This is a genomic window from Pseudomonas sp. NFXW11, assembly GCF_049887815.1.
GTDB lineage: Bacteria > Pseudomonadota > Gammaproteobacteria > Pseudomonadales > Pseudomonadaceae > Aquipseudomonas.
The window spans coordinates 165381-190506 of record NZ_JAGEKI010000008.1; the positions used below are offsets into that span (position 1 = coordinate 165381).

The 25126-nt window shown below is 61.4% G+C and carries 29 protein-coding genes and 1 tRNA gene; 4 read left to right on the forward strand and 26 right to left on the reverse strand.

Annotation, left to right across the window (positions count from 1 at the left end):
• Window positions 1–6 precede the first annotated feature (6 nt).
• The 5 genes from nadA to J4P02_RS14720 all read right to left on the reverse strand — a co-directional run bounded on the left by nadA (window position 7) and on the right by J4P02_RS14720 (window position 4595).
• Window positions 7–1065 (reverse strand): quinolinate synthase NadA, encoded by a 1059-nt coding sequence (nadA, locus tag J4P02_RS14700; RefSeq protein ID WP_426191406.1) that lies wholly within the window; start codon window positions 1063–1065, stop codon window positions 7–9.
• A 172-nt stretch (window positions 1066–1237) separates the two neighbouring features.
• Entirely contained in the window at window positions 1238–2608 is a 1371-nt protein-coding gene (locus tag J4P02_RS14705) for an ATP-binding protein (protein WP_426191408.1), read from the reverse strand.
• On the reverse strand, window positions 2584–3249 hold the full coding sequence (locus J4P02_RS14710; protein WP_426191410.1) for a response regulator: 666 nt from the start codon (window positions 3247–3249) through the stop codon (window positions 2584–2586). The genes J4P02_RS14705 and J4P02_RS14710 overlap by 25 nt, the downstream gene beginning before the upstream one ends.
• A gap of 115 nt (window positions 3250–3364) precedes the next feature.
• Complete coding sequence (locus tag J4P02_RS14715) at window positions 3365–3799, reverse strand: hypothetical protein (RefSeq protein WP_426191412.1); 435 nt, start codon at window positions 3797–3799, stop codon at window positions 3365–3367.
• A 28-nt stretch (window positions 3800–3827) separates the two neighbouring features.
• Window positions 3828–4595: a hypothetical protein gene (locus J4P02_RS14720; RefSeq protein WP_426191414.1), complete on the reverse strand. Its 768-nt coding sequence runs from the start codon at window positions 4593–4595 to the stop codon at window positions 3828–3830.
• 314 nt (window positions 4596–4909) lie between these two features.
• Between J4P02_RS14720 and J4P02_RS14725 the strand changes: the two genes are divergently transcribed.
• The 3 genes from J4P02_RS14725 to J4P02_RS14735 are packed head-to-tail and all read left to right on the forward strand — an operon-like array spanning window position 4910 to window position 7193.
• Window positions 4910–6151, forward strand: coding sequence for a type II and III secretion system protein family protein (locus tag J4P02_RS14725; RefSeq protein WP_426191416.1), 1242 nt, complete (start codon window positions 4910–4912; stop codon window positions 6149–6151).
• Between the two features lie 47 nt (window positions 6152–6198).
• Window positions 6199–6927, forward strand: coding sequence for a tetratricopeptide repeat protein (locus J4P02_RS14730; RefSeq protein WP_426191650.1), 729 nt, complete (start codon window positions 6199–6201; stop codon window positions 6925–6927).
• A gap of 2 nt (window positions 6928–6929) precedes the next feature.
• Entirely contained in the window at window positions 6930–7193 is a 264-nt protein-coding gene (locus J4P02_RS14735) for a DUF3613 domain-containing protein (protein WP_426191418.1), read from the forward strand.
• A 118-nt stretch (window positions 7194–7311) separates the two neighbouring features.
• Here the strand turns inward: J4P02_RS14735 and J4P02_RS14740 are convergent, their stop codons facing one another.
• From J4P02_RS14740 to J4P02_RS14800, 13 genes are all read right to left on the reverse strand, one after another.
• On the reverse strand, window positions 7312–8274 hold the full coding sequence (locus tag J4P02_RS14740) for a type II secretion system F family protein (protein ID WP_426191420.1): 963 nt from the start codon (window positions 8272–8274) through the stop codon (window positions 7312–7314).
• 27 nt (window positions 8275–8301) lie between these two features.
• Window positions 8302–9288 carry a type II secretion system F family protein gene (locus tag J4P02_RS14745; RefSeq protein WP_426191422.1) on the reverse strand — a complete coding sequence of 329 codons (987 nt, stop codon included), beginning with the start codon at window positions 9286–9288 and terminating at the stop codon, window positions 8302–8304.
• Window positions 9285–10721 carry a CpaF family protein gene (locus J4P02_RS14750; protein ID WP_426191424.1) on the reverse strand — a complete coding sequence of 479 codons (1437 nt, stop codon included), beginning with the start codon at window positions 10719–10721 and terminating at the stop codon, window positions 9285–9287. Before J4P02_RS14750 ends, J4P02_RS14745 begins: the two co-directional genes overlap by 4 nt.
• 3 nt (window positions 10722–10724) lie before the next feature.
• Complete coding sequence (locus J4P02_RS14755) at window positions 10725–11942, reverse strand: AAA family ATPase (protein WP_426191426.1); 1218 nt, start codon at window positions 11940–11942, stop codon at window positions 10725–10727.
• Window positions 11936–12439, reverse strand: a complete 504-nt coding sequence (locus J4P02_RS14760) for a TadE/TadG family type IV pilus assembly protein (protein ID WP_426191428.1) — start codon at window positions 12437–12439, stop codon at window positions 11936–11938. The genes J4P02_RS14755 and J4P02_RS14760 overlap by 7 nt, the downstream gene beginning before the upstream one ends.
• Window positions 12439–12909 (reverse strand): TadE/TadG family type IV pilus assembly protein, encoded by a 471-nt coding sequence (locus J4P02_RS14765; RefSeq protein WP_426191430.1) that lies wholly within the window; start codon window positions 12907–12909, stop codon window positions 12439–12441. The genes J4P02_RS14760 and J4P02_RS14765 overlap by 1 nt, the downstream gene beginning before the upstream one ends.
• A 9-nt stretch (window positions 12910–12918) precedes the next feature.
• A complete protein-coding gene (locus tag J4P02_RS14770; RefSeq protein ID WP_426191432.1) occupies window positions 12919–14253 on the reverse strand; it encodes a TadE/TadG family type IV pilus assembly protein in 1335 nt (444 codons plus the stop codon).
• Window positions 14254–14289: 36 nt separating this feature from the next.
• The gene (cpaB, locus tag J4P02_RS14775) at window positions 14290–15096 is read right to left on the reverse strand and encodes a Flp pilus assembly protein CpaB (protein ID WP_426191434.1); all 807 of its coding nucleotides are present in this window, start codon (window positions 15094–15096) and stop codon (window positions 14290–14292) included.
• Between the two features lie 12 nt (window positions 15097–15108).
• A complete protein-coding gene (locus J4P02_RS14780; RefSeq protein WP_426191436.1) occupies window positions 15109–16431 on the reverse strand; it encodes an AAA family ATPase in 1323 nt (440 codons plus the stop codon).
• A gap of 14 nt (window positions 16432–16445) precedes the next feature.
• Window positions 16446–16964, reverse strand: coding sequence for an A24 family peptidase (locus J4P02_RS14785; RefSeq protein ID WP_426191438.1), 519 nt, complete (start codon window positions 16962–16964; stop codon window positions 16446–16448).
• 29 nt (window positions 16965–16993) lie between these two features.
• A complete protein-coding gene (locus tag J4P02_RS14790; RefSeq protein WP_426191440.1) occupies window positions 16994–17185 on the reverse strand; it encodes a Flp family type IVb pilin in 192 nt (63 codons plus the stop codon).
• A gap of 439 nt (window positions 17186–17624) precedes the next feature.
• Window positions 17625–17843 (reverse strand): hypothetical protein, encoded by a 219-nt coding sequence (locus J4P02_RS14795; protein ID WP_426191442.1) that lies wholly within the window; start codon window positions 17841–17843, stop codon window positions 17625–17627.
• On the reverse strand, window positions 17788–17979 hold the full coding sequence (locus J4P02_RS14800) for a Flp family type IVb pilin (protein ID WP_426191444.1): 192 nt from the start codon (window positions 17977–17979) through the stop codon (window positions 17788–17790). Before J4P02_RS14800 ends, J4P02_RS14795 begins: the two co-directional genes overlap by 56 nt.
• A gap of 330 nt (window positions 17980–18309) precedes the next feature.
• Here J4P02_RS14800 and J4P02_RS14805 point away from each other — a divergent pair, with 330 nt between their 5' ends.
• Window positions 18310–19185 (forward strand): response regulator transcription factor, encoded by an 876-nt coding sequence (locus tag J4P02_RS14805; protein WP_426191446.1) that lies wholly within the window; start codon window positions 18310–18312, stop codon window positions 19183–19185.
• Between the two features lie 80 nt (window positions 19186–19265).
• Here the strand turns inward: J4P02_RS14805 and J4P02_RS14810 are convergent.
• From J4P02_RS14810 to tolR, 8 genes are all read right to left on the reverse strand, one after another.
• Window positions 19266–19341, reverse strand: a tRNA-Lys gene (locus tag J4P02_RS14810).
• Window positions 19342–19404: 63 nt separating this feature from the next.
• The gene (gene queC, locus J4P02_RS14815) at window positions 19405–20106 is read right to left on the reverse strand and encodes a 7-cyano-7-deazaguanine synthase QueC (RefSeq protein WP_426191448.1); all 702 of its coding nucleotides are present in this window, start codon (window positions 20104–20106) and stop codon (window positions 19405–19407) included.
• Between the two features lies 1 nt (window position 20107).
• A complete protein-coding gene (gene queE / locus J4P02_RS14820) occupies window positions 20108–20755 on the reverse strand; it encodes a 7-carboxy-7-deazaguanine synthase QueE (protein ID WP_426191450.1) in 648 nt (215 codons plus the stop codon).
• 166 nt (window positions 20756–20921) lie between these two features.
• Window positions 20922–21746 carry a tol-pal system protein YbgF gene (ybgF, locus tag J4P02_RS14825; protein WP_426191452.1) on the reverse strand — a complete coding sequence of 275 codons (825 nt, stop codon included), beginning with the start codon at window positions 21744–21746 and terminating at the stop codon, window positions 20922–20924.
• 6 nt (window positions 21747–21752) lie between these two features.
• A complete protein-coding gene (gene pal / locus J4P02_RS14830) occupies window positions 21753–22250 on the reverse strand; it encodes a peptidoglycan-associated lipoprotein Pal (protein WP_003227510.1) in 498 nt (165 codons plus the stop codon).
• A 53-nt stretch (window positions 22251–22303) separates the two neighbouring features.
• Window positions 22304–23584 (reverse strand): Tol-Pal system beta propeller repeat protein TolB, encoded by a 1281-nt coding sequence (tolB, locus tag J4P02_RS14835; RefSeq protein WP_426191455.1) that lies wholly within the window; start codon window positions 23582–23584, stop codon window positions 22304–22306.
• 17 nt (window positions 23585–23601) lie between these two features.
• Complete coding sequence (gene tolA, locus J4P02_RS14840; protein ID WP_426191457.1) at window positions 23602–24663, reverse strand: cell envelope integrity protein TolA; 1062 nt, start codon at window positions 24661–24663, stop codon at window positions 23602–23604.
• Window positions 24663–25115, reverse strand: coding sequence for a protein TolR (tolR, locus tag J4P02_RS14845; RefSeq protein ID WP_426191459.1), 453 nt, complete (start codon window positions 25113–25115; stop codon window positions 24663–24665). The genes tolA and tolR overlap by 1 nt, the downstream gene beginning before the upstream one ends.
• Window positions 25116–25126 lie beyond the last annotated feature (11 nt).

The following is a 25126-nucleotide window of genomic DNA, read 5'->3' on the forward strand; positions in this document are numbered from 1 at the left end:
AAAAGCTTAAGCGTTGCCCGCCAGTTTCATCCGCGCGGCCTGGGTGAAATCCAGCATGCGCTTGAGTGGACGGATGGCATTGGGAATCAGCGCCGGGTCCACCTGGATCTCGTTGCTGCCCTGCTTGAGGCACTGCAAGGTGCGCTCCAGGGTATTCATGGCCATCCACGGGCAATGGGCACAGCTGCGGCAGGCCGCGCCATTGCCTGCTGTAGGCGCCTCGATGAATACCTTGTCCGGACACAGCTGCTGCATCTTGTAGAAGATGCCGCGATCGGTGGCGACGATAAACGTCTGGTTCGGCAGGCGCTGCGCCGCGGCGATCAGCTGACTGGTGGAACCGACCGCATCGGCCAGCTCGATCACCGAGGTGGGCGACTCGGGGTGCACCAGAATCGCGGCATCCGGGTACAGCGCCTTCATGTCTTCGAGCTGCTTGGACTTGAACTCCTCGTGAACGATGCAGGCACCGTCCCAGAGCAGCATGTCGGCGCCGGTCTGACGCTGGATGTAAGTGCCCAGGTGCTTGTCCGGGCCCCAGATGATCTTCTCGCCGTTATCCATCAGGCTTTCGACAATCTCCAGGGCGCAGCTGGAGGTCACCACCCAGTCGGCCCGCGCCTTGACCGCCGCCGAAGTGTTGGCATACACCACCACGGTGCGCTCGGGATGCTGGTCGCAGAACGCCGAGAACTCATCCACCGGGCAACCCAGGTCGAGGGAGCAGGTGGCTTCCAGCGTCGGCATCAGCACGCGCTTTTCCGGATTGAGGATCTTCGCCGTCTCGCCCATAAAGCGCACCCCGGCCACCACCACGGTCTTGGCCGGGTGGGCATTGCCGAAGCGGGCCATTTCCAGGGAGTCGGAAACACAGCCGCCGGTTTCTTCGGCCAGGGCCTGAATCACCGGGTCACAGTAGAAGTGGGCCACCAGCACCGCGTCCTGAGCCTTGAGCTCAGCGGCGATGGCAGCACGATAATGGGCCTCTTGCTCAGCACTCAAGGGTTTGGGCTGTTTGGCATCGAGGTGGGCTTGAACCAGAAGGCGTTCAGAAATTTGCGTCATGTTCGCAAGACCTGCAGGCGCTTGGGCGCGAAAGTCGAGTATACCACCGGCTCCGGACCGCTTAGGGCCCCGCCGGGAGAGTGGGTTCATCAGGCATGGATGATCGTGGAGCCGCGCAAGGCTACAGAATAACCGGGGCGGGCAAAAGCTCATTCTGCCCGGCGCCCACCCGCTACTTACCGGTTGCAGGCTCCAGCGCAATAAATGCCACGGATACGCACAACCCACGCTCGTCCTGAAGGTCTCGGTAATCGAGATGAACCCGCGCCCCATAACGATCCGCGATGGCCTTGACGATCGACAGCCCAAGGCCTGAACCCGGCTCTGCGCTTGCCTGGCCGCGATGGAAGGGATCGAATGCCTGCTGGCGCTCCTGTGGCGCGATCCCCGGCCCCGTATCGCTGACCATAAGCCTGACCCACCCCGGCTCCAGCGCCAGCGACAGGTCCACCCGACCGCCATCGGGCGTATAGCGAATGGCGTTATCCACCAAGTTCTTCACCAGGGTCAGCAGGTCCTCCTCGCTGATCAGCAGTTGGGCGTCCTGGCTGCCCTCCACGCCCAGATCGATCGCCTTGGCCTCGGCCAGCGGCAACAGGTCCTCCAGCACCTGGCGATAGACCTCATGCACGGAAACCGTGGTGATGGGTCGTTCGGCCCCCGACTGCACGGACGCCAGCCTGAGCAACTGATCGATCAGTTTGCGGCCACGCTCGATACCACGCTGCAGCGGTATCAGGCGCTCGCGGGCGGCCGCCGGCATCTCGGCGGCGGCCAGGCGCTCGGCCTGCAGCGACAGGGCCGCCATGGGCGAACGCAGCTCATGGGCGGCGTCCGCGACAAAGCGCCTCTGCGCCGTCATCGACTGGGTGACCCGCGCCAGCAGCCGGTTGATGGCCAGGACAAATGGCCGCACTTCACTGGGCAGATGACGCTCGTCGATCGGGTGCAGCTCCTGCTCGTCACGCAGATCGATCTCCGCCGCCAGCACCGCGATGGGGCGAAACAGCTTGCGCACCAGATCGGCCAGCACCAGTAATAGCACCGGGAACAGGATCAGGAATGGCAGCAGCCCGCGCCACGCACTTTCACGTGCGTCCTTGTCACGGGCGCCGGTTTCCTGGGCCACGGCAATGCGCTCGCCGCTACGGGTGGTCTTGACCAGTACGCGAAACGGCTCTCCGGCGACCATCAGGGTCGAGAGGCCATCGGCCAGGGTGGTGGGCAACGGCAATGGCGCATCGGCATCACTGTCCGTCTGAGCCCGAGCGCCATCGGCCAGGTACTGGATGACCACCCTGGACTCCTCATTGTCATCGGCAATCACCTGACCAGAGGCCGGGTACCCCAGGGTCATCTGCTGACGCTCGAACAGCGCAGCGACCTGGCGCAGGGTATTGTCCTGCATCTCCAAGGCCTCATCGAAAGCCGAGACATAAGCGAAGATCCCGGCCAGCAGGGCGACCACCAACACCGCCGCCGACAAGGCCACGGACAGCCTGAGCTGGACCGACTCGCTCAGGCGCCTTTTGAAACCATCCATCCCATTCCCCTGACATTCTTGATCACCTGGCTGCCCAGCTTGCGGCGCAAGGTGTGAATCAGATACTCCACCGCATTGCTTTCCACTTCCTCGCCCCAGCCGTAGATGCGGTCCTCGAGCTCGGCACGCGAAAGAATCGCCCCCGGCCGGATCAACAGCGCCTGCAACAGGCTGAACTCGCGGTTCGACAGTTGCACATCGGCCTGCTGCGCAGTGCTCGCCAGCTTCGATACCGGGTCCAGCGACACCAGGCCATTGCTCAACAAGGGCGTAGCACTGCCGCCCTTGCGACGCATCACCGCCCGCATGCGCGCCAGCAACTCGGCCATGGCGAAGGGTTTCAGCAGATAGTCATCCGCACCACCGTCCAGACCGCGCAAGCGATCATCCAGGCTGTCGCGGGCGGTAATGATCAATAACGGCACCGGGTTGTTGCCACGCCGTATGGCATCGAGCACCTGCAGGCCGTCCTTGCCCGGCAGGCCAAGATCGAGCAGCACCTGGTCGTAATGCTGGGCCTCAAGGGCGGCCAGGGCGGTCAGCCCATTGCCAACCCAGTCGGCGGCGTAACCCGCGTCCTTGAGCGCCCCCTGGATGGCCTCGCCGATCATCGCATCGTCTTCCACCAGCAAGATCCGCATAGAGCCTCCGCAATCAATCAGGCGCGGCGTTCTCCTGGAAGAACGCCGCGCCTGGATTGAAGCACCTTCAGGGCCGATCCCCCAGCCTGTTATCGACCTGCCGTGTCTGGCGAGCTCATGACTTGCCTTGCAACGAGTTGAAGGTCTTCAGCAACTCATCCATCGCCAGTTTGCAATCGGCCTGCGTCGGGCTGCCGGCGCGCAAGGCATCCAGGGCCCGGTCGATGCCTTTGTCGAGCAAGTGCCAGTCGGCGGCGGCACGGGGCTTCAAGCCGGCCTCGGCACTGTCCCAGGCCACTTCCAGGTCCTTGATCCGGCCCTTGGCGCCAGCCAGGTCATTCTTGTCCACCAGGGCCGCGACCTCGGCACTGATGCCCTGGAAGGCCGATAGGTCTCCCAGCTTCGACACCGAAGCCTGGCCAGCCGCTGCCGAGCCCGATGCAGCGGCCTGGGGTGCGTCGGCCGGTTTCGAACAACCTGCGGCCATTCCCAGCAGGGCCAGGACGGACAGCAGCATGACCTTGCGGGTAACGGAATGAATAACGTCCATGGTGACTCCTTGATCGAATGTCAGAAAATTATTGACTGAGGCGCTGGCGGTTGCCGACGCCGAGCTGCGCAGCAGTCACCAGCATGAGAATCACGCAGAGGAAAATCGCACTGGTCCAGGTCGCGCCCATGCCCAGGCCGCCGTAGGTCTTGGCCTGGGTCAGAAGATCTCCCAGGGAGGCACCGAAAGGCCGGGTCAGGATGTAGGCGATCCAGAAGCTCAGCACCGCATTGCCTCCCAGGCGCCAGGCGGCGAAGGTCAGGGCCAGCAGCGCGGCGAAGATCACCACGCCCAGGCTGAAGCCCAGCCCCAGGGCCTCGGTGGCCAGGTCGCCGGCAGCGGTACCCAGGGCAAAGGTGCACAGCACCGTCGTCCAGTAGAACAACTCACGCCGCGGGGTGACGATTTGCTGGATCGACAGGCTGCGCTCGAGCCGATACCAGAGCGCAAAGTTGCCGGCCAAGAGCACCGCGAACACCGCGGTGCTGGCGTACAGGCTGACTCCCAGTTTGTCAGTCAATACATCGGTGATCTGGGTACCAACAATGCTCACCAGCACCACGCTGAGCCAGTAGATCCAGGGCGTGTAGGCCCGGGTGCGGAACTGGCCGAACAGTGCCAGCGCCAGCAGCAGGGCCATGCCGATACTGGTTACCCCCTGCCCCAGCCCGGCATCCACCGCCAGGTAGTCGGCGCAGGTTTCGCCCACGGTGGTGGACATGATCTTGATGATCCAGAAGGACAACGTCACTTCCGGAACCTTGTTCAGCCAATCGGCCTTGCTCAACGGCTGCATGCGAGCCTCTCCCTAACGGCACCTGAATTGGCGCAAGGGAGAGCCTACGGGGGAAAACTTAGCTGGAACTGAGCCACAAGGGCGCAGTGACAGCAGGGCCAAAACCTTTGCAGCCTGTTGTTTCTAAGGGCTCGAAATCCTGCGACAGCATTTTTTTACAACTAATAGCATTTTGAGCTTTCTGCGCTAACGTCAAATAACGAAACAGTTATCTGAAGCCTGCTGTAACAGCCGGTCTCAACAAGCGCAGATGAACGAAGCGTGACAGCCCGAGTTTTCCAGCTGATGCTCTCGACCAATCAAGGAAGCCGTTAATGAACAGTGATTTCGTGCAGGTGCTCAGACGCGTGACATGGACATTGATTATCGCGGGGCTGCCTGCGGGAATGGCCCACGCGGCGGCAGGTGGCTGTTCGGCCCTGGAGCCACTACCGGCAGTGGTCGAGGTCGGTGAAGGCATGCAGACCGCCTTGCGCTCCTCGGTAGCGATAACCCGGCTGGCCGTGGGCGATCCGAAGATCGCCGATGTGCATATCAATGGCAACAATGCCTACCTGCTCACCGGCATCGCCCCCGGAACCACTAGCCTGATGGTCTGGAGCGCCTGTTCCAGCACTCCCCGCCAGAGCATGGTGTTCGTCCGGGGCAAGGCGGCGCAATCGCTGACCGGCTCGGTGCTCCCCGCCTCCGATAACGCTGCGCTGCCCAGCCAGGTACAGACCGACATCCGCTTTGTCGAGGTCAGCCGCACCAAGCTGAAGGAAGCCAGCACCTCGATCTTCGGCAAGAGCGGCAACTTTCTGTTTGGTTCGCCCGGCACCGTTCCAGGCGTGACCGTGACCCCGGGGCGGCTAGGCAACCTGGCACCGAACATTCCACTGGCCAATGGCAGCTACAACATCGGCTTCGGCGGCGGCAACGTGCTGGGCCTGATCAATGCCCTGGAAGGCAGCGGTTTCGCCTACACACTGGCCCGCCCCAGCCTGGTGGCCCTGAGTGGACAAAGCGCAAGTTTCCTGGCCGGCGGCGAGGTGCCGATCCCAGTGCCCAGCAGTGGCAGTGACAGCATTTCCATCGAGTACAAGGAGTTCGGCATCCGCCTGACCCTGACCCCCACCGTGATCGGGCAAGACCGCATCGCCCTGAAAGTGGCACCGGAGGTCAGCGAGCTCGACTACAACAATGGCGTGACCATCTCCGGCACCACGGTACCGGCGCTAATCGTTAGGCGCACCGACACCAGCATCTCCCTGGCCGACGGCGAAAGCTTCATGATCAGCGGCCTGATCAGCACGGCCAACAGCTCTTCGGTGAGCAAACTGCCGGGCCTGGGCAATATTCCGGTGCTTGGCGCGTTCTTTCGCGACTCCAACATCAAGCGCGAAGAAAAAGAGCTGTTGATGATAGTGACGCCGCACCTGGTGCAGCCGCTGGCGGTCAATGCCCAACTGCCAACCTTGCCTGGCGAGCAGATGCGTAACTATGACCCGAACTGGTTCCGCATGTACTTCCTGGAAGACGGCGAATTCGATCACCGCAGTGGGTTATCGCAATGAACCAGCCTCTGCTTTCGCTCTCCCGCCAGGTTGTTCGCAAGCGCAAGATCAACGGCCTGGCGCTGGCGCTCGGCCTGGCGCTGCTCAGTGGCTGCGCCAGCCATGGCGGCGCTTCCTGGTCGTCGCAAAGCGCGCCACCGAGCTGCGCCAAGGTCGATTCCGACCAGGAGCTGTCCCTGAGCCTGGCGGACGAGATGATCAACAATGGCAAGCTGCATGCCGGCCTGGCCAACCTGCAGCGCCTGCCGGACGACCTGCCGGCGGTGCGCCTGCGCAAGGCCAAGATCTATCGCCTGCTGGGCCAGCCCGAGGCCGACACCCTGTACCGCAGCCTGCTCAGTGGCTGCCTGGCCGCCGAAGGCGAGCATGGCCTGGGGCAACTGGCAGCGGCACACAACGATAACGAGCTGGCCCTGCGTTATCTGCAGCGAGCCGCCCGCCTGTCGCCCACCGACGAGAAAATTCGCAACGACCTGGGCGTGGTCTACCTCAATCAACGACGTTTGAAGGAGGCCCGCTTCGAGTTCATCACGGCCATGGAGCTCAAGCAGGGCGACCCCCTGGCCGCGCTCAACCTGGTGACCCTGCTGATTTACCAGGGCAACTGGAAGCAGGCCTCGGAAGTGGTCAGTCGCATCGGCCTGAGCCCCGGGCAAGTCACCGAGGCCCAGGCCCGGGCGGAAAAGCTCAAGAGCACCGCCCCCAACAAGGATCGAGTGGCTAGCACCCTCGATCCGTCATCTCCCCAAGCCAGCGCGTCAACAACGCAGAGGTAGCGATGAAACCGCACATGCTCAACTGCCTGGGACTCCTGCTGTTGCCCCTCGCCGCTCAGGCCATCGAACCCGGCCCCTCCTCGCCACAGCAGCATCACACCGAAGTCTGGTTGCAGATGCAGGCCCGCAATCAACTGGCCTCCAACCATGCGCAACCGGCCTCCCCCGGTGAACGGGAACTGAGCCTGCAACGCTGGATGGAAAGCTTCAAGCACCCGATCCCCGAGTACTACAAGGAGTACTCGACAGGGGGCAAGGGCAAGTAAAACCTCATAAGACCTCGCTTCACTCCGGTTGCCGGAGTGAAGTGCAAACACCCCGGCCGGTCAGCGCAACTGACCGGCCGGGGTGTTTTCCTGCGTGGGCCACAGCCCGGCGCCCGCCTCAGAGCTTTCCGAAAACCTTGAACACGCCAATGATCGCAGGGCCTATGGCCACCAGGAAGAAGCTCGGCCACAGGCAGAAGATCAGCGGGAACACCAGCTTGGTGCCCACCTTGGCCGCCTTCTCCTCCGCCAGCTGGGTGCGCCGGTCGCGAAACTCTTCGGCATAGATGCGCAAGGTGGTCCCCACGCTGGTACCGAAGCGGATGCTTTGCGCCAACAGGCTCACCAGGCCGCGAATATCCTCCAGCCCGGTGCGATCGGACAGATGCTTCAGCGCCTCGGTACTGGGAATCCCCGCGCGAATCTCGGAGTTGACCAGCGCCAGCTCCAGGGCCAGGTCCGGCTGGCTGACCGCCATTTCCTCGGACACCCGCTCGATCGCCTGGGGCAGGGCCAGGCCTGACTCCACGCAGACCACCATCAGGTCCAGCGCATCCGGAAAGGCCACCAGCAACCGGGTCATGCGCGACTGGCGGCGCATGTTGACGTAGATGGCCGGGACCAGCCAGCCCACGCCTGCGGCCAGAATCAACAGACCCAACCCCAGCAGCAGCGACAGCTTGGGAATCAGCGGCAACGCCACGACCGCCAGGCCGAGCATGCACAGCGGCGCCAGCAGTCGCAGCGCCCAGTACATCTGCACCGCTGCGGGCGAACGGTAGCCCGCGTGCAGCAACAGGGTGCGGGTAGCCGACGCCTGTTCCTGCTCGCCCGGGCTGAAGCGCTGGCCAACTTGCTCGAGCATCAATTGCAGGTTGCTCGGAGCTTCTGTGTTGCCTGCGCCATGACCGCGCTTGATCAACAACAGGCGACGTTGCACTGGGTCTTGCAAGCCCATGACCAGCAGCACCAGGGTCACCGCTGCAAACACCACGCTCAGCCCGACGGCGGCGGAAAACAGCACACGCGCCAGTTCCTGATTACCCACTACTCGATTGATCAGACTCAACAGATAATCCATGGCCTTGCCCCCTTCCTACGCCTTAGTTCACACCTGGATCCGGATGATCTTGCGTATCCAGAGAATGCCGATCAGCATCGCGACAAAGGCGCCGATGATCAGTTTTTGCCCCAACGGTTCCTGGAACAGCAGCGGCAGGTAGCTGGGGCTCGAAATCACGATCGCCGCGGCCAGCACAAAGGGCATCGACACCAGTATCCAGCCGGACATGCGCCCCTCGGCGGACAGGGTCCTGACCTTGCGATGGAAGCGGAAGCGCCCGCGAATCAGGCTGCTCAGGCGATCCAGAACCTCCGTCAGGTTGCCCCCCGTCTCGCGATGGATCAGCACCGTGGTCACCAGCATCATCACCGTCATGCTCGGCATGCGCTCCAGCAGCCCGAGCATGGCCCGCCGCACGTCGTTGCCATAGTTGATATCGGCAAAGGTCAGGCCGAACTCATGGGCCACTGGGCCTTGATGCTCATCGGCCACCAACTGCAGGGTTTCGTTGAACGGATGCCCGGCACGCAAGGCCCGGCACACCGCATCCAGGGCATCGGGCAGGCCTTCCTCGAACAGCGCGAAACGCTTGCCGCGGTCACGGGAAATCTTCAGCACCGGCAGCCAGAACACCGCCAGCGCCACCGGAATCGCCACCCACCAGAGTTGCAGCAGCAGCCACAGCAGCAGGCCCGACACCGTCGCCAATACCAGGCCCAGCAACAGTACCCGGTAGGCTCGATATTCATGACCGGACTGCTCGATCATCTGCGCCAGGGCCTCCATCGCCGGCAACTGCTCCAGCCGTGCCTCCAGCGGAGACAGGCGTCGCAGGTACTTCTGACGCAGTATCGACTGCATGTTCGGCAGGTTGCTGGCACGCTCCAGCACACCCAGGCGACCACGAATGCGCTTGCGTACCTTGCTGGCCTCGCCGAACACCGGAATCACCAGCCCCTGGCTGAGCAGGAATATGGCGGTGAACACCATGCCCAGGAACGCCAGGATGAACTCGGTGGGAATCTGGTTCATGACTGCTCCTCCATCCACTCCGGCCGAAACAGGCTCAGCGGCAGCTCGATGCCGCGCTTGGCCAGCACATTGCGAAATGCCGGCACCATGCCAGTGGGACGGAACTCGCCAAGCACTTCGCCCTTCTCGCCGATACCGCGGCGCACGAAACCGAAGATCTCGGTCATGGTGATGATTTCACCCTCCATGCCGTTGATCTCTTGCACGCTGACCAGCCGCCGCTTGCCGTCTTCCTGGCGCTCCAGCTGGATCACCACGCCGATGGCCGAGGCAATCTGCTGGCGCATGGCCTTGATCGGGAAGGTCGCCCCGGACATCGACACCATGTTCTCGATCCGCCCCAGGGCATCGCGGGCGGTGTTGGCGTGAATGGTGGTCAGGGAGCCGTCGTGGCCGGTGTTCATCGCCGTGAGCATGTCCAGCGCCTCGGCACCACGCACCTCGCCGATGACGATGCGATCGGGGCGCATCCGCAGGCTGTTGCGCACCAATTCGCGCTGGCTCACCTCGCCACGTCCCTCGATGTTCGACGGCCGGGTTTCCAGGCGCACCACGTGGGGCTGCTGCAATTGCAGCTCGGCCGAGTCCTCGATGGTGACGATCCGCTCGTTGTGCGGAATGAAGCTGGACAGCACATTGAGCATGGTGGTCTTGCCGCTGCCGGTACCGCCGGAAATCAGCACATTGAGCCGCCCGCGCACTATGGCCTTGAGCATCAGGGCGATGGCCGGGGTCAAGGTGCCCATCTGCACCAGGCTCTCGGTGTTGAGCAGATCCACGGCGAAGCGCCGGATCGACATGCTCGGCCCATCGATCGCCAGGGGCGGAATGATCGCATTGACCCGGGAACCGTCTTTCAGGCGAGCATCCACCAGCGGTGAGGACTCGTCAATGCGCCGTCCCAGGCTGGAAACGATACGGTCGATGATGTTCAGCAGGTGATGGTCGTCGCGAAAATGCACGTCGGTTCTCTGCAGCTTGCCGAAGCGCTCCACATAGACCGAGGCATGCCCGTTGACCAGGATGTCGGACACCGTGTGATCCGCCAGCAATGGCTCCAGGGGCCCAAGCCCCAGCACCTCGTCGGTGATCTGCTTGATGATCAGTTGGCGGCTGCTAGCACTGACCGGCGCCGAATGCTCGTCCAGCAGGCGCTGGCTTATTTCACGAATCTGCCGCGCGGCGTCGGCCGGCTCCAGGGTGTCGAGCAACGACAGGTCCATGACCTTGAGCAGTTGCTGGTAGATCTTCTCCCGCCACTCGGTGTCCATCGGGCTGAGCTTGGTCCTGGTTTCGTAGAGCACGTCCGGCACGCTGGCTTCCCAGGCCATCAGCACATTGACGCACTCTTCGGTGCTGGCGGGTTCTTGCTCCGTGGCCGGGACGGGCTTGCCGGACTGCTGACGCAAACGATTACGAAAGTCGCTGAGCATGGCTTACCCTCCGAAAAGGCGGCTGAAAGTGCGTTTGAGCAAGCCCTGCTGGTGGGCTTGGACTCCGATCAGGTTCTGGCTCAACTCGCGCATGGCCTGAGTGATGGCTGCACGCGGCGCGTGCAGTTCCAGTGGGGTGCCGGTGTTCTGGCTCTCGGCGACTACCGTGTAGTCGTTGGGCAGCCGGTACGGATCGGGGCAGCGCAAGGCCTCGGAAATATCCTTGAGGCTGACGGCTGCGGACTTGTCGTAGCGGTTGACCACTATCTGCAGGCGCTGGCTCTGCACCCCCAGGTCGTCACGCAGGATGCGCAACAGATGGGTGGCGTCCTTCAGATGACTGAGGCTCTGCTGCAGCACTATGTAGATGTGATCGGCATGTTCCAGGGTGGCGCCGGTCAGGTGATCGATCTGCCGTGGCAGATCCGCCACCACCCAGTCATAGGTACTGCGTCCCAGGCGCAACAGGCCTTCCAGCTGTTCCATGCGCACATCCTGGGCCAGGCACAACTCGCCGCTACGGCCCCCCAGCACATGCAGGCTCGGGCTGAAATGGCTGCAGTAACCGCGCAGCGCCATGCCGTCCAGGGACTCGATCTGCTGCAGCACCTCCATATGGCTGTGGGTCGGCTGCACGTCCAGGCAGTGGGTGACGCTGCCAAATTGCAGGTCCAGGTCCAACAGCTGGGTCCTGCCGGCGCGCACGCTGAGCTGATGAGCCAGGTTGCAGGCCAGCATGGAAGCACCCGAGCCGCCCTTGGCATTCATCACCGCCACCAGCTTGCCTCCCGCCCCGTGTTCGGCATGGGCCTCCATCAGCATGCGGCCAAGCGCCGCCTGCAACTCTTCGGGCGCCACCGGCTCGGGGAGGAAATCCCGGGCGCCGGCCTGCATCGCCAGGCGCATGCCTTCGCGCTCGTCCAGGGGCCCGCAGACCAGCAGCGGCGGACGCATCTTGAGGGGATGCAGCAACAGCGCCGCCAGTTCCTCGCGCCACAGGTGACTGACCCGCAGCAACAGGAAGTCCGGCATCTGCTCGAGCCCGTACAGGGGGTCGGTATGCCCGTTGCTCACCAGCCGGGTACTGACCTGCAATCCCGGTAGGCTCTGGCTCAAGGTTTTCAGATGATTCAAGGCGTTCTGGTCACGCGCACTGATCAGCAGGCGCATCGCGGTTTTTTCTTCGGGCGCCGCCACGGGCGCTACTCGGCTACTCAGCATGGTGTGATCCCCGGATTGGCCGTGGCATCAGGTTGCCGGCCGAGGCTCTCACGCGGCGCGGTGGACCTGAATGCAGGCAGGATGAACACCCCGTTGAATCCGGGGATCAGCAGGTTGAAGCTGAAATTCGTCACTTCCAGATGGACATAACGAATCGCCCGGAACCCGGCACTGCCGGTGAGATCGCCGGGGTTGGCGACCACCGCGCCGTTGGCGTCCAGATAGACCAGGTTCAGGTTGGCGCTCGTGAGGCTGGCGATCAGGCTGCTGGGCCCGGTATTGGTCGCCGAGTTGAACATGGCCCGACGCAGGATCACCGGGTCCTTGATATCGCAGACTGCAGCCAGGCGCGCGCCACGACGCACCGTTTCATTGAGGGTGTTGACGGTGAAATACAGCCGGCCCATTTCCAGCGCGCCGAACAGCAGCACGAACAGCACCAGGCTGGTAATGGCGAACTCGACGGTATACACCCCGCGCATGCGTTTGCTGTTCATCACAGGGCCCTCATCACGACAGTGGAGGTCAACGCCAGGCCCAGCGGTACGCTACTGCCATAAAGGGCGGGTAGCGCACTGCCGATCACCGGCACGAAGGTGTAGCTGATGCTGACCTGAAGATGATCGGTCCCCACTGCACTCACGGTCACATTGCCGGTGGTCAGCCCCGACACCACCGCCGGGTAGCCGTTGGGGTTGGCCGGTACGCCATAGACCGCGACGTTCTTGGTCTGGGCGATCAGCGTGGCATTCAGGTCGAGCGTGCCCAGGGTCGCGTTCCACGCCTGGCCGGCGGCAAAGCGACTGGCGTCGCGGCTGGCCTGCAGCAGGCTGTTGTACTGGAACAGCATGCGTCCGAACTCACCGAGGCTGAGCATCAACAGCGCCAGCAACGGCAAGGTCAGCGCCAGCTCAATCATCGCCATGCCGCCCTGGGCCTTTGGCAATCTGAATCCACTGCGAGCCATGGCAGCCTCCTAGGAGTCGGTGCTCGGTGTCTGGTTGTTGTCGATATAGGTCTTGTACAGCTGGATGATCTGCGGTCCCGTGGAACTGGCGGGGTTGGCATCGGGCACGTTGTCACCTTCGCAGGCGCTGACGAACTGACCGAAGATCTGCGCCGAATTGCCCTGCTGTGCCTCGGGCTGCAGTACGAAGTAGCAGCCGAATCCCAGCACCGGTATGGAAGAAGCGCCATCGTTCTTGCCCGAGCAATTGCCGATCACGATCTTCAGGATGCGCCGCTCGAACGCCCCATTGGCCTGGCAACCGCCGCCCGTACCGGCGGCGCAGGCAGCCGAGGCCTGGAGCCAGTTGTTGTAGCCGTACAAGGCGCCACTGGAGGTGGACAGGTTGCCATTGCTCGAGGTGACGGCCTGGCCGTTGTACTGGATCTGCGCCGGCGAGCCGGTGTAGGTAAAGGACTTGGAGTTGACCGTGATCACCAGGTCCGGTGGATAGTCGCTGGCGCTCAGGCCGCCCGAATACTGGTTGAAGCGGGTATTGAGACCCTGGGCGGAAGGGCCCACGGTGTTGCCGGGTTTGGTCAGGACGGTCGAGCCGACGCTGTCGCACTGGTTGATCCCGCCCGCCAGGCCCTGCCTGACGGTGTTGCCGCCCGAGCCGAAGTCCAGCAGTTGGAAATTTCCCGGGCCAATGGCCGAGTTGTTGTTGGCAGCGGTTTTCAGCACCTGCAGATCACCGAACTTGAAGCCCCAGAACATACCCGTGGCCGGGTTGTTCTGGCTGGGATCGCCGCACACCATCAAGGGCGTCAGGTCGCATGGGCTGGTGGGGCTCGGGCCGGCAGTGGCCACTGCCGCCACGGCCTTGCTCATGGAGCTGTTACCCAGGGTCTGGAACACCCCCCAGAGAAAGCTGCTCAAGGGATAGTTGCTGACCGTTACCCGGACGTAACTGGCATTGCTCGGCCCCGGGAAAGAGAAAGGCCCATAGACACTGGAGGCCAATTCCACCTTGGCGAAGGTCGAGGCATTGCCGGCGATGGCCGTGGCCAGTTCCTGGTTGCCGCTGGCATTGGCATTGAGCGTCAGGGTATTGAGCGCCGCGGTCTGGGTCAGGCTGGCGGCGCCGGTCACCCCCTGCACCATGCTCAGGGTCTTGGCGCCACTCAAGGCCGCCGCATCCACGGCATTCTGCAGCCGGGTCTTGTTCAGCAGCATATGGCTGCCGTCCAGGGCCAGGGCGCCCAGCAGCAACAGCGAGGCCATGCCGATCACCACCAGGACCAGCATCGATCCCCGTTGACGCGATGGGAACGCGCTGAGCGGCTGTCGAATAGTTGAATTCATTTTCAAGCCCTCCCCTTCAGGCCCGCTCCGGAGCCATTACAGCGACTTCACCACGTTGACCTCAACACCGCGGATCACGGTGATATCCGCCCCTTCAGGCGCGGTGCGACGACGGATGATCGGCTTGGCGACCACCACCGGCGGTGCCTCTTGAATCATCGCCACCGGCTCGGTAAGCGCGGGTTGCTTGTGATTGTCCAGCGGGTTGCGCAGGGCCAACTGCAACTTGCCGGCAGTCATGCCCTTGACCAATTCCTCGGCCTGCACCGGGGTCATTTCCAGGGTCACCGCCCGTACCACCACCGGCTGGGTCTTGTCGGTGCTGGCGGTCTGGTCCACGGCCAGCACCCGCAGGTCCTCGAGAATGGTCTTGGACACGGCGTTGCCATCGTTGCCGGTCTGGCGGGTGGCCAGCACATCGACCCGGTTGCCGGGCAACAGGAAACCGCCGACCCCGACCACATCGTCCACCCGCACCGAAATGGCCCGCTTGTCGGGCTCGATCAGCGATGCCAGGGTGCTGCCGCCCAGGTGCTCGGCCAGGCGCGCACCCCGCAGGATGTCGCCGCGCAGCATGGAAAAGGTCGCGATCTTGCCCACCACCTTGTCGGTGGAGTCAAAGGCGTCATCCGGCACCGTGTCCTTGGGCATGCGTACCACTCCCACCTGCTGAGCCTCGACCATCTGTCCAAAGGCAATTTCCACGGTGGCCACCACCACGTTGCGCTGGTTGTCGTCGGGGCTGGTATTGAGCCTGGCGTTGATCCAGTTGTTAGCCATCCAGGCGGCGCCCAGTCCGAGAAGCACCGACAAGGCGATGAGAGTGAAGGTACGAGAGCTCATTGGGCTGTCTCCTCAATCAAGAAAGTCAAGCTGGACGAAGTAGTTGCGCCATGCCCACTCCAGCTCCTGGGTTGACAAGGGGCCGGTGCCGCCGAGATAGCGTTGCCGATCGAGTGCCATGTTCAGGAGGTCGCGAGGGTGACAAGGCACCAGCGGCATGTTTTCCGCGCCATACAGCTCGTGAAGCGCGTACCCCAGCAGCTCTGGGTCATAGAAGGTGCCCAGGCGCTCGGTCTCCTGGATCCAGATACGCCGGTATTCATCGGATTTCAGGTAACCGAATTGCAGCTTGTAGCCAATGCGTCGCAGGAAAGCTTCATCGGCCAGTTCCAGGGGATTGATGTTGGTGGAGAACACCAGCACCAGATCGAACGGCAATTCGCAGTGGCGACCGCCACCGAGGTTGAGGAAGTCGCGCTTTTCTTCCATTGGCACTATCCAGCGGTTCAGCAGTTCGGCCGGAGCCATGCGCTGGCGCCCCAGGTCGTCGATGATGAACAGGCCGTTGCTGGCCTTGAGCTGCAGGGGGGCCTGGAACAGGCGGGTGCTGGGGTCGTAGCGCACGTCCAGCTGTTCCATGGTCAACTCGCCACCGGTGATGATGATCGGACGCTCGCAGCGCAACAGCCGGCGGTCTATTCCTTCGTTGAGCAACAGGTTGTTCTGCTGCTCGTCATCCTCCAGGCGCCGATGCACCTGGGGATCGAAGATCTCGATCACCGCATCATTGATGGCGATGGCATGGGGCACCCAGATGGAGTCGTCGAACAAGCGGATCAGACGGCTGCTGACATAGGTCTTGCCAGTGCCGGCTGGGCCGTAAATCATGATGGCTCGCCCGGAATTCAGGGCCACGCCCAATTGATCGAGCATGTCCTGGGCCAGTACCAGCGAGCCCAGGGAACGCTGCATATCCGGAGCGCTGACACCGCCATGGTGAATGGTCTGGACCTTGAGCAGGGAACGATAGGTGCTCACCGGAAACGGTGCCGCGCCGATATAACCACTGCGTGCCAGTGCATCACGGGCGGCGCTGCGACCACGCTCGGTCAGGCCGTAACGCAATGCCTGGCCAGGAGTCTGCCCCAGCACTTCTACTCGGTGATCCTTGCGCAGGAAGGTCAACACTTCGTCCAGCACTGCGCCCGTCAGCGCCAGGCGCTCCACCAGTCGCGACATGTCCAGCACGCCGGCATCGTACAGATGCTTGCACACCAGATCGCCGAGAAAGTTGTCTGCCAGGCCGGTCTCGAGAATCGTGCAAGGCTGTGGCGCCAATCGCCGCACCGCTTCACGTTCAGAAGAGGACACATGGCTGTTACTCATAGCGTACATAGTGCTCTCCTGAACTAATGGCTGAATGGCAGCCAGAAGAGGCTGATCGAGGTGCCAAGCATGATCGCGACCGAGTAGGGAAAGGGCTTGCCCGCGACCTCATCGGTCGCCGGCGAGAAGTAGGCCCTGGCTCGCAACATCAGCCAGTAACGCCCGACGGTCTGCTGCGCCTGGCCACGGATCAGGACTATCAGGACCCCGCACACACCACCGGCAATCAGGCTGCAGGCAGCAGCCCAGAGCGCCGTGTGCGGGGTCAGGAAAGCCCCGACCATGGCCATTAACTTGACGTCCCCGGCTGCCATCCCGCCAAAGGCGTACATCGGCAAAAACACGGCGAAGCCAGTCAGCATGCCCAGCACCCCATATCCCAACCCGAGCGCTCCAGAGGAGTAGGCATGGCCCACTAGGCCCAGGCCCAGGCCCAGCAGGACCAGGGCATTGGGAATGCGGTGGCGACGAAGGTCGCTCACCACCGCCACGCTCAGCAGGCCCAGCAACAATGCCACAGCAATAAAAGGCTCTTTGTCCATGACCCTGTTCCTCTGTGGAGATTGCCCTGCTAGCAGGTTTTACCCTGGACAGCGCATCCCAGGCTGGTGATGGCGGTTTTCACGTTGGTGCCCAGGGTAATGAACGCGGCAACCGCACCCAGGGTGATCAGGCCCCCCGCCACTGCATACTCAACAATGGTCAGGCCATCTTCGTCTTTGATGAACTTCACTACCGAAGTTTTGATCGATTGCAGATTCATTTTGTCCACCTCACTGAAGTTGTTTGCTTTTTAAGAGCAACACTTTTCGTGCTGCCTGGGACAAACCTTAGTCAGTTGGATAAACCATGGGTTAGGAGTTTTTTGCTGATCGCTAGGACTTTATTGCGCTGTCAGGTACATCAATAAAGGCGCCAGGCAAGTATCTGAAAGAAAGGTGAAAAATCGGCGAAAGAAAAGTCAGCACATAAAATCGACACTCATTTCCTGCATTAATACCTGCCTGGAATAGCCAACGACATCGCCAGCAGGCTGCGTCAATACATAGTGCGCAATGGACTAAGCTGGCAAAGACTTATCAGGATTGGGTCTTCAATGCGAAGGTACAGCGACGATACTAATGGACAGCGAACAGAGGTGGCGACCCGACACCAGCCCGGGGCAAATCCTGGTCAGGAGGGAAATCAATCGACAGAGGAACTCAAGGACAGATGCCAGATCCATTGCGGATGCTGCTTGATCCCGAGCCCATGCTGGACCTCAGCCCTACGGAGATCGCCCACCAGAGCCTCGCAGTGCAAGACCTGCAAAGCGAGGATGAGCCTCTCCGAGCCTGGGCTGAGACCAAAGAGCTACGGATAGCGTTAGCAGGTCTTGCCCTGGACCGCGCAGCCGAGGCTGGTGATAGCCGTGCTGACATTGCCCCCCAGGGTGATGAATGCGGCAACTGCACCCAGGGTAATCAAACCGCCGGCTACCGCGTATTCAACTATGGTCAGGCCATCCTCATCCTTGATGAATGTCAGAACCGAAGACTTGATCGATTGCAGATTCATCTTGTCACCTCATCTCTAAGTATTGTTTTCAAAGCGGTTAGTTGGTTTGCCGCCTGATGCAATCCTAGTCAGGGGCAACAGCAAGGGTTAGGAGTTTCTTGTCGATAACTAGGACTTTTTTGCGAAGACCGGCAAACCCGAGGAAAACTGGCTACAACACCTTAAGAAGAACGAAGCAAGCAATGAGAGAGTATTAATGACAATAATTCTCTGCAGCATTTGAATTTGAACAGCCAGCCCGTGAAGTACCGAAAACCGGGCCGGAGCTCTCAGGGTACAAGGCGAGTATGACGGGATAAGCCAGCGCAAAACCCAGGAAGGAATAGGGAAATGAAATCTGAGGTGATCAAGAAGCCATACCTTTTATGGTTTGATCTGACTCGAAACCGATCGGCAGAGGAGCTGATCGCGCACTTTCGTTCCACCTGTGAATGTCGCTTGGCCAAGAACAACGCAGCCAGTACCGCGAACGGCGAACCGGCGGCGGACATGATCTGCATGCACTATGACCGCCCGGACATGCCAGGGCTGAACCTGCTGCTGGAGATCAAGCGCAAGAGCCCTTCCATCCCCATTGCCATGTTCACCGTCCAGCACTCGGAAGAACTGGCGATCTGGGCCATGCGCTCAAGGGTCTGGGAATACCTGGTGCTGCCGATCAACAATGGGGAAATCGAACGTTTCATGCTCGCCCTGAAACAGCTCTGCGAGCTGCGGCGGCAAAGCGGCAGCAGCACCAAGGCCCTGCAGATCGAACACGGCCCTGCACTGCCGGACAGCATCCGCCTGACCGCCGAACACCAGAAGAACCAGGCACTGCACAACGCGCTGGTGCATATCGACCAGCACTTTCGCGACAGCATCGATCAAAAGGAACTGGCCAAACGTTGCGGCATGACCGCCTTTCGCTTCAGCCGCCTGTTCAAGGAAGCCTATGGACTGGGCTTTATGGACTACATCCTGAGCAAGCGCATGGACAGCGCCAAGGACCTGCTCGACAACAGCCAGATGCCCATCACCAGCATCGGCTACGAGGTGGGCTTCAAGGACCCCTCCTACTTCGCCCGCGCCTTCAAGCAATTCACCGGTTCCACGCCCAGCGAGTATCGCCAGGCCAGTCGCACTTCAGCCACTGAAGAAGTGCCGTCGGCCGATGGCGAACTGTGCCATGTGATCGACAGCCTGCCCTTGCGCGCTGAATCCTGAAGGGTGATTTTCTGCAGGCAAAAAAAAACCCGGAAATCCTCACTTTCGTGGGCCTTCCGGATTTTCTAAACCGCCAAATATGGTGGGTCGTGTGGGATTCGAACCTACGACCAATTGGTTAAAAGCCAACTGCTCTACCAACTGAGCTAACGACCCGCTGTGTGGTGGCGCGTATAATACTGATTTCTAACGGTAATTCAACACCCTAGATGAAAAAAATCAAAAATAAGTGGTTGGATCACTGATACCGGCCGCCAGGAAGCCATCCGCACGCAAACGGCAGCTGTCGCACTTGGCGCAGGCATGGCCGCTATCGTCCGCCTGGTAGCAGGAAACCGTCAGCCCATAATTCACCCCCAGGGCTACCCCCGCCTGGATGATCTCGGCCTTGCTGAGGTTCTGCAACGGCGCCTGGATACGGAACCCCTGCCCTTCCACTCCAGCCTTGGTAGCCAGGTTGGCCATACGCTCGAAAGCCTCGACGAACTCGGGGCGGCAGTCCGGATAACCGGAGTAATCCACCGCATTGACGCCGATAAAGATATCCCGGGCATCCAGCACTTCGGCCCAACCCAGGGCCAGCGCCAGGAACACCGTGTTGCGTGCCGGCACGTAGGTCACCGGAATACCCTCGCTCGGGGCCTCGGGAACGTCGATGGAGCTGTCGGTCAGCGCCGAGCCGCCAATACCGTTGAGATTCAGGCCCACCACCTTGTGTTCCACCACCCCCAGGTCCCGGGCGACCCGCTCGGCGGCGTGCAACTCGGCCCGATGACGCTGGCCGTAATCGAAGCTCATGGTGTAGCAGCGGTAACCCTGGGCACGGGCCATGGCCACCACGGTGGCCGAATCAAGGCCGCCGGACAGGAGAATCACCGCACGTTTTTCAGTTGCGGCCTGGTTGTTTGCTTGTTCAGTCATTTCAGCGCCCCGGCTCATCGTTCCAAAGGTATTTATGCAACTGCAGTTGCAGTCGCACCGGCAGGTTATCGGCCACTATCCAGTCGGCCAGGTCCCGTGCATTGAGGTCGTGATGGCTGGGCGAAAACAGCACCTCGCCGGCACGCCGCTCAAGACCGTACTGGATCAGCTTGGACACCGCCCAGTCGTAATCCTCACGGGAACAGATGACGAACTTGACCTGATCATTTTCCGTCAACAGCTCGATATTTTCGTAGCGGTTGCGCTGCACTTCCTGGGAGCCTGGAGTCTTGAGGTCAAGGATACGGCTGACCCGTGGGTCCACCGCGGAGATATCCAGGGCGCCACTGGTTTCCAGCGACACCTCGTATCCGGCATCACACAGCTGCTTGAGCAAGGGAATGGCATTGGGCTGCGCCAGCGGCTCACCGCCGGTGACACAGACATAGCGCGGGCGGAAATCGGCAACCTGCTGCAGCAGGCTGTCGAGGGTGCGCTGGGTGCCGCCGCTGAAGGCGTAGGCACTGTCGCAGTACTGGCAGCGCAACGGGCAACCGGTCAGGCGCACAAAAACCGTGGGCAGCCCGGCAGTCCGAGTCTCCCCCTGCAACGAGTAGAAAACTTCGGTGATTCTCAATGTGTCTTGCATAGTCGCCACGGGCGTAACAGCTAAACAGGCTGTCCGCCTCCGTCAGGCACTTCGAGGAACCCCGCCATCGCGCAGATCCCAGGAAGCGTGTTTCAGAAAAAGGGCATGGATTCTAACGAAAAAACCCGCGACAAGCGCGGGTTTCTTGTAACCGGACCCAGCACAGTTACATGCGCTGCAGGTCCCGTTGTGCCAACTGCGCAGCCGAGGTGCCCGGATACTGGGCCACGACCTGCTGCAGAATGCCCTTGACCCGGTCGGTATGACCCAGGCGACGTTCCACGTCAGCCAGCTTGTACAGCGAGTCCGGCACTTTGGCGTGCTTGGGATAGAGCTGGGAAACCTTGGCGAAGGCCTGGCCCGCGCCTTGCAGATCACCCTTGGCCAGGTTCACTTCACCCAGCCAGTACTGGGCATTGCCGGCGTACTGGCTGTTGGGGTACTTGCGCAGGAAGGCCGAGAAGGCCTGGCTGGCCTTGTCGAAATCCTTGGCCTTGATCAGGTCGAAGGCAGCATCGTAGTAGAGCTTTTCCTTGGCCGGATCACCCGGTTCGCTGCTCGCGGCAGGCGCTTGGGCAGGTGCTGCTGCGGCGGCACCGGCGGCACTTGCATCGCCACCGGCAGAAGAATTCTCAGGAGTCGCGGCAGGTGCAACACCGCTTCCTATGCGCCGATCAAGATCCTGGTAACGCTCCAGGCTTTCTTGTTTCATGCGCGCTACATCATTTTGCAGAACCTCGATCACACCCTGTTGGCGTGCAATCTGTTCCTGCATTTGCTGCAGTTGCTGGAACAGCTCGCCCTGTGCCGAGACAGGGGTCGAAACCCCTCCCCCGGCATAGGCGCCGTTCGTGCCATAACCCGCTGGCGGATAACTACTCCCGCTATTGCTATAGCCAGAGTTGCTATCGACCACAGGAACCGCAGCCCACGCCGCAAGCGGCGCAAGGCTGAGAGTCAAAACAGTTAGAGCACGACGGCACGTTCGCATGACGAATTACTTACGCAGTTCGACGCGACGGTTTTGAGCCCAGGACTGCTCGTCGTGGCCAGTGGCAACTGGACGCTCTTTACCGTAGGAAACCAGCTCCAGCTGAGCAGGGGAAACGCCCTGCAGAACCAGGTAGCGCTGAACGGCTTTCGCACGACGCTCGCCCAGAGCCATGTTGTACTCACGAGTACCACGTTCGTCGGTGTTGCCTTCCAGAACAACGCGAGCGCCGTTTGCTTTCAGGTCTTTGGCGTGAACGTCCAGAGCGCGCATGGCTTCTGGCTTCAGGTCCGAGCTGTCGTATTCGAAGTAGAAGGTGGTGATTGCGCGCAGAGCTGCTTCTTCGCTCAGGGAGCCATCAACAGCACCGGTGTTAGCGCCGTAACCAGCGTTTGGATCAACAGCGCCTTCACCGGCGTTGTCGCCACCTTTGGAGGAGCAACCTACTGCTACAGCCATGGCCAGAGCCAGCGCAGCAAACTTACCAAACTTCAACATTTCCATCGTGAAACTCCTAATGAACCCCAGTGTGTTAAGTGAAACATTGTAGCGCCGCGTCAGTTCAGGTAAGGGGACCAGGACGGTTCTCTGACTTCGCCTTGAGCGGTAGGAAGCGGGAGCCTCACACGTCCATTAATGGACACGAGCATCAAGACTCCCCGGCCCTGCTGGCGGGTGGCGTAGATTACCATGGTGCCGTTGGGCGCAACAGTAGCTGACTCATCTAGGTTGGTGTCTGTAAGGATTTTTACGCTACCGCGTTGCAAATCCTGAGCCGCCACCCGGAAGTTGGTGAAACCGTCCTGGCGGTGAATCATTACCAGGGTCTTTTCGTCAGCAGAAAGTTTCGGGTTGGCGTTGTAGTTACCAATAAAGGTCACACGCTCAGCGCCACCGCCATTGATATTGCTTTTATAAACTTGCGGTTTGCCGCCCCGGTCGGAAGTGAAGTAGATGGTCGAACCATCCTTGCCCCAGAACGGCTCGGTGTTGATGCCCGGGCCGCTGGTAACACGGTTGATCTGGCGCGAAGCCATGTTCATCACGTAGATGTCCGGGTTGCCGTCCTTGGACAGCACGAACGCCAGGCGACTGCCATCCGGCGACCAGGCTGGAGCACCGTTGAGGCCTTCGAAGTTGGTGATCTGCTCACGACGCCCGGTGTCGATGTGCTGGACGAAGATGCGCGGACGCTTCTGCTCGAACGACACATAGGCGATGCGCTTGCCATCGGGGGCAAAACGCGGCGACAGGATCGGCTCGCGGGACTGCAACAGGGTCACTGCCCGGGCACCGTCGTAGTCCGAACGCTGCAGGGTGTAGCGAGTGTTGTTCACCGAGAAACGCTCGGCGGTCACGTACAGCAGACGCGTGGAGAACGCGCCCTTGATACCGGTGAGCTTTTCAAAGGACTGGTCGGAGATGTAGTGCGACATGTCCCGCAGTTGGTCGACACTGCCCGACACGCTGCCGGTCAGCACTTGCTGCTCGGTGGCGACGTTGAACAGGGCGTACTGCACCTGCAGGCGACCGCCCGCCGGAACAATGCTGCCGACCATCACGTACTGTGCGCCCAGGGCCTTCCAGTCACGGAAGATGACTTCGCTGGCCTGGGTCGGCAGGCTGATCATGTTCTGCTTTGGAATCGGCGCGTAGTAGCCGGAGTTGCGCAGGTCATCGGCAATGATCTGCCCCATGTCGTCCGGCAGCACGCTACCGCCCTGCCAACCGAACGGCACGACCGCGATCGGCGTCGCCCGGTCACTGCCACTGGTGACCAGAATGTTTTTTTCATCCGCTGCCGCTATCCCTGCCATACAGCAAATAACGACAAGCATTCCTCGAAGAAGGTTTCTCACAAGGCTAGATCCTCAGGTGTGAATGTCATCTTGAATGAACGATAGGGTGCGAAATCCTTCGGACTCAGCCCCTGCATTTCTGTCAAACGCCCAATGTTCTTGACTGCCGCCACCGCCGAAGCGTCGAACTGGCCGTCACCACTGGACTTGATCACGCTGACCGTAGTCACCGTGCCATCAGGCAACATGCCGATCCGCAGTTCCACCGTCATGCCCTTGCGCGCCGATGGCGGACGAGTCCAGCCTTCTGCCGCACGGATACGAATCAGGTCATCGAAGCTGCCGGCAACACTGTCACCCACTTCATCCGACTTGGTGGCCTCGCGCTCCGGCTTGTCGGACAGCAAGTCCGCCAGGGCCTGGGCCTTTTTCTCCTCGGCCGATTTGCGCGCCGCGTCCTGAGCCTTCTTCTTCGCCGCATCGGCAGCCGCTTTCTTCTTGGCGTCCTCGGCGACTTTCTTCTTCGCCTCTTCGGCCTCGGCCTTCTTCTTGGCGTCTTCCGCGGCTTTCTTCTTGGCGTCCTCGACGATCTTCTTCTTCGCCTCTTCGGCAGCCTTTTTCTTGGCCTCTTCTTCAGCGGCCTTCTTGGCTTCCTCTTCGGACTTCTTCTTGGCTATATCAGCCAATTGTTTCTCTTCGGCCTTTTTCGCTTCTTCGACCTTTTTCGCTTCGGCGGCTTTCTTGGCGTCATCGGCTTTCTTGGCCTCTTCGGCCTTTTTCGCCTCATCGGCTTTTTGAGCAGCCTCTTCTTTCTTTTGTTCCGCAGCCTTGATCTCTTCCTGCTCGACCTTCTTCTGCTCCAGCTGCTCGGCTTCGGTCTGGCGCGCAGCCGACTTCTTCGCCTCACCGGCAATCTTGTGATTGGTCTGGGTGGTCGCCGGGCTCTTGGACTTGAGCTGGTACAGGGTCGCCTGGACGATCGGTTGCGCCGGCGGCAGTTCCGGGGTCATGGCAAAGCTGACGAACAGCATGCCAAACACCAGCACGTGCAGGGCAATCGCCCAGACACTAGGCCAGAAGTAGCTTTCCGAGGCGGACGGCTCTCGCTGTTGGTGCATCAGGGCGCCTCGGTAATCAGGCCAACGTTGCCGACGCCGGCTTTCTGCAGGCCGCCCATGGCACCCATCACGGCGCCGTAGTCGACGGACTTGTCACCACGGATAAACACCTGGGTGCGCTTGCCGCCTTCATTGCCGGCACGGATGATCTTGGTCACCGCGTCGGTCATTTGCGGCAGGGTCATCGCCCTGTCCTGTTGCTTCTCGGTGTCGACTTCACTGCCAAGGTTCCAGTAGTAGGTCTTGTCAGCCTTGATCGAGATGGTCAGCACCTGGGTGTTGTTGTCCTGGGGCAAGGCTTCGCTGGAAACCTTGGGCAGGTCGACTTTGACACCCTGGTTGAGCATCGGCGCGGTGACCATAAAGATGACCAGCAGTACCAACATCACGTCGATGTAGGGCACCACGTTCATCTCGGCGACCGGCTTGCGTTTGTGGCGAACTCGGGCCATGGGGTCTACCT

Excerpts from the sequence above, each read along its gene's own strand:
- nadA (WP_426191406.1), bottom strand. The coding sequence starts at position 1,065 with ATGACGCAAATTTCTGAACGCCTTCTGGTTCAAGCCCACCTCGATGCC.
- J4P02_RS14705 (WP_426191408.1), bottom strand. The coding sequence starts at position 2,608 with ATGGATGGTTTCAAAAGGCGCCTGAGCGAGTCGGTCCAGCTCAGGCTG.
- J4P02_RS14710 (WP_426191410.1), bottom strand. The coding sequence starts at position 3,249 with ATGCGGATCTTGCTGGTGGAAGACGATGCGATGATCGGCGAGGCCATC.
- J4P02_RS14715 (WP_426191412.1), bottom strand. The coding sequence starts at position 3,799 with ATGGACGTTATTCATTCCGTTACCCGCAAGGTCATGCTGCTGTCCGTC.
- J4P02_RS14720 (WP_426191414.1), bottom strand. The coding sequence starts at position 4,595 with ATGCAGCCGTTGAGCAAGGCCGATTGGCTGAACAAGGTTCCGGAAGTG.
- J4P02_RS14725 (WP_426191416.1), top strand. The coding sequence starts at position 4,910 with ATGAACAGTGATTTCGTGCAGGTGCTCAGACGCGTGACATGGACATTG.
- J4P02_RS14735 (WP_426191418.1), top strand. The coding sequence starts at position 6,930 with ATGAAACCGCACATGCTCAACTGCCTGGGACTCCTGCTGTTGCCCCTC.
- J4P02_RS14740 (WP_426191420.1), bottom strand. The coding sequence starts at position 8,274 with ATGGATTATCTGTTGAGTCTGATCAATCGAGTAGTGGGTAATCAGGAA.
- J4P02_RS14745 (WP_426191422.1), bottom strand. The coding sequence starts at position 9,288 with ATGAACCAGATTCCCACCGAGTTCATCCTGGCGTTCCTGGGCATGGTG.
- J4P02_RS14750 (WP_426191424.1), bottom strand. The coding sequence starts at position 10,721 with ATGCTCAGCGACTTTCGTAATCGTTTGCGTCAGCAGTCCGGCAAGCCC.
- J4P02_RS14755 (WP_426191426.1), bottom strand. The coding sequence starts at position 11,942 with ATGCTGAGTAGCCGAGTAGCGCCCGTGGCGGCGCCCGAAGAAAAAACC.
- J4P02_RS14760 (WP_426191428.1), bottom strand. The coding sequence starts at position 12,439 with ATGAACAGCAAACGCATGCGCGGGGTGTATACCGTCGAGTTCGCCATT.
- J4P02_RS14765 (WP_426191430.1), bottom strand. The coding sequence starts at position 12,909 with ATGGCTCGCAGTGGATTCAGATTGCCAAAGGCCCAGGGCGGCATGGCG.
- J4P02_RS14770 (WP_426191432.1), bottom strand. The coding sequence starts at position 14,253 with ATGAATTCAACTATTCGACAGCCGCTCAGCGCGTTCCCATCGCGTCAA.
- cpaB (WP_426191434.1), bottom strand. The coding sequence starts at position 15,096 with ATGAGCTCTCGTACCTTCACTCTCATCGCCTTGTCGGTGCTTCTCGGA.
- J4P02_RS14780 (WP_426191436.1), bottom strand. The coding sequence starts at position 16,431 with ATGTACGCTATGAGTAACAGCCATGTGTCCTCTTCTGAACGTGAAGCG.
- J4P02_RS14785 (WP_426191438.1), bottom strand. The coding sequence starts at position 16,964 with ATGGACAAAGAGCCTTTTATTGCTGTGGCATTGTTGCTGGGCCTGCTG.
- J4P02_RS14790 (WP_426191440.1), bottom strand. The coding sequence starts at position 17,185 with ATGAATCTGCAATCGATCAAAACTTCGGTAGTGAAGTTCATCAAAGAC.
- J4P02_RS14795 (WP_426191442.1), bottom strand. The coding sequence starts at position 17,843 with ATGTCAGCACGGCTATCACCAGCCTCGGCTGCGCGGTCCAGGGCAAGA.
- J4P02_RS14800 (WP_426191444.1), bottom strand. The coding sequence starts at position 17,979 with ATGAATCTGCAATCGATCAAGTCTTCGGTTCTGACATTCATCAAGGAT.
- J4P02_RS14805 (WP_426191446.1), top strand. The coding sequence starts at position 18,310 with ATGAAATCTGAGGTGATCAAGAAGCCATACCTTTTATGGTTTGATCTG.
- queC (WP_426191448.1), bottom strand. The coding sequence starts at position 20,106 with ATGACTGAACAAGCAAACAACCAGGCCGCAACTGAAAAACGTGCGGTG.
- queE (WP_426191450.1), bottom strand. The coding sequence starts at position 20,755 with ATGCAAGACACATTGAGAATCACCGAAGTTTTCTACTCGTTGCAGGGG.
- ybgF (WP_426191452.1), bottom strand. The coding sequence starts at position 21,746 with ATGCGAACGTGCCGTCGTGCTCTAACTGTTTTGACTCTCAGCCTTGCG.
- pal (WP_003227510.1), bottom strand. The coding sequence starts at position 22,250 with ATGGAAATGTTGAAGTTTGGTAAGTTTGCTGCGCTGGCTCTGGCCATG.
- tolB (WP_426191455.1), bottom strand. The coding sequence starts at position 23,584 with ATGCTTGTCGTTATTTGCTGTATGGCAGGGATAGCGGCAGCGGATGAA.
- tolA (WP_426191457.1), bottom strand. The coding sequence starts at position 24,663 with ATGCACCAACAGCGAGAGCCGTCCGCCTCGGAAAGCTACTTCTGGCCT.
- tolR (WP_426191459.1), bottom strand. The coding sequence starts at position 25,115 with ATGGCCCGAGTTCGCCACAAACGCAAGCCGGTCGCCGAGATGAACGTG.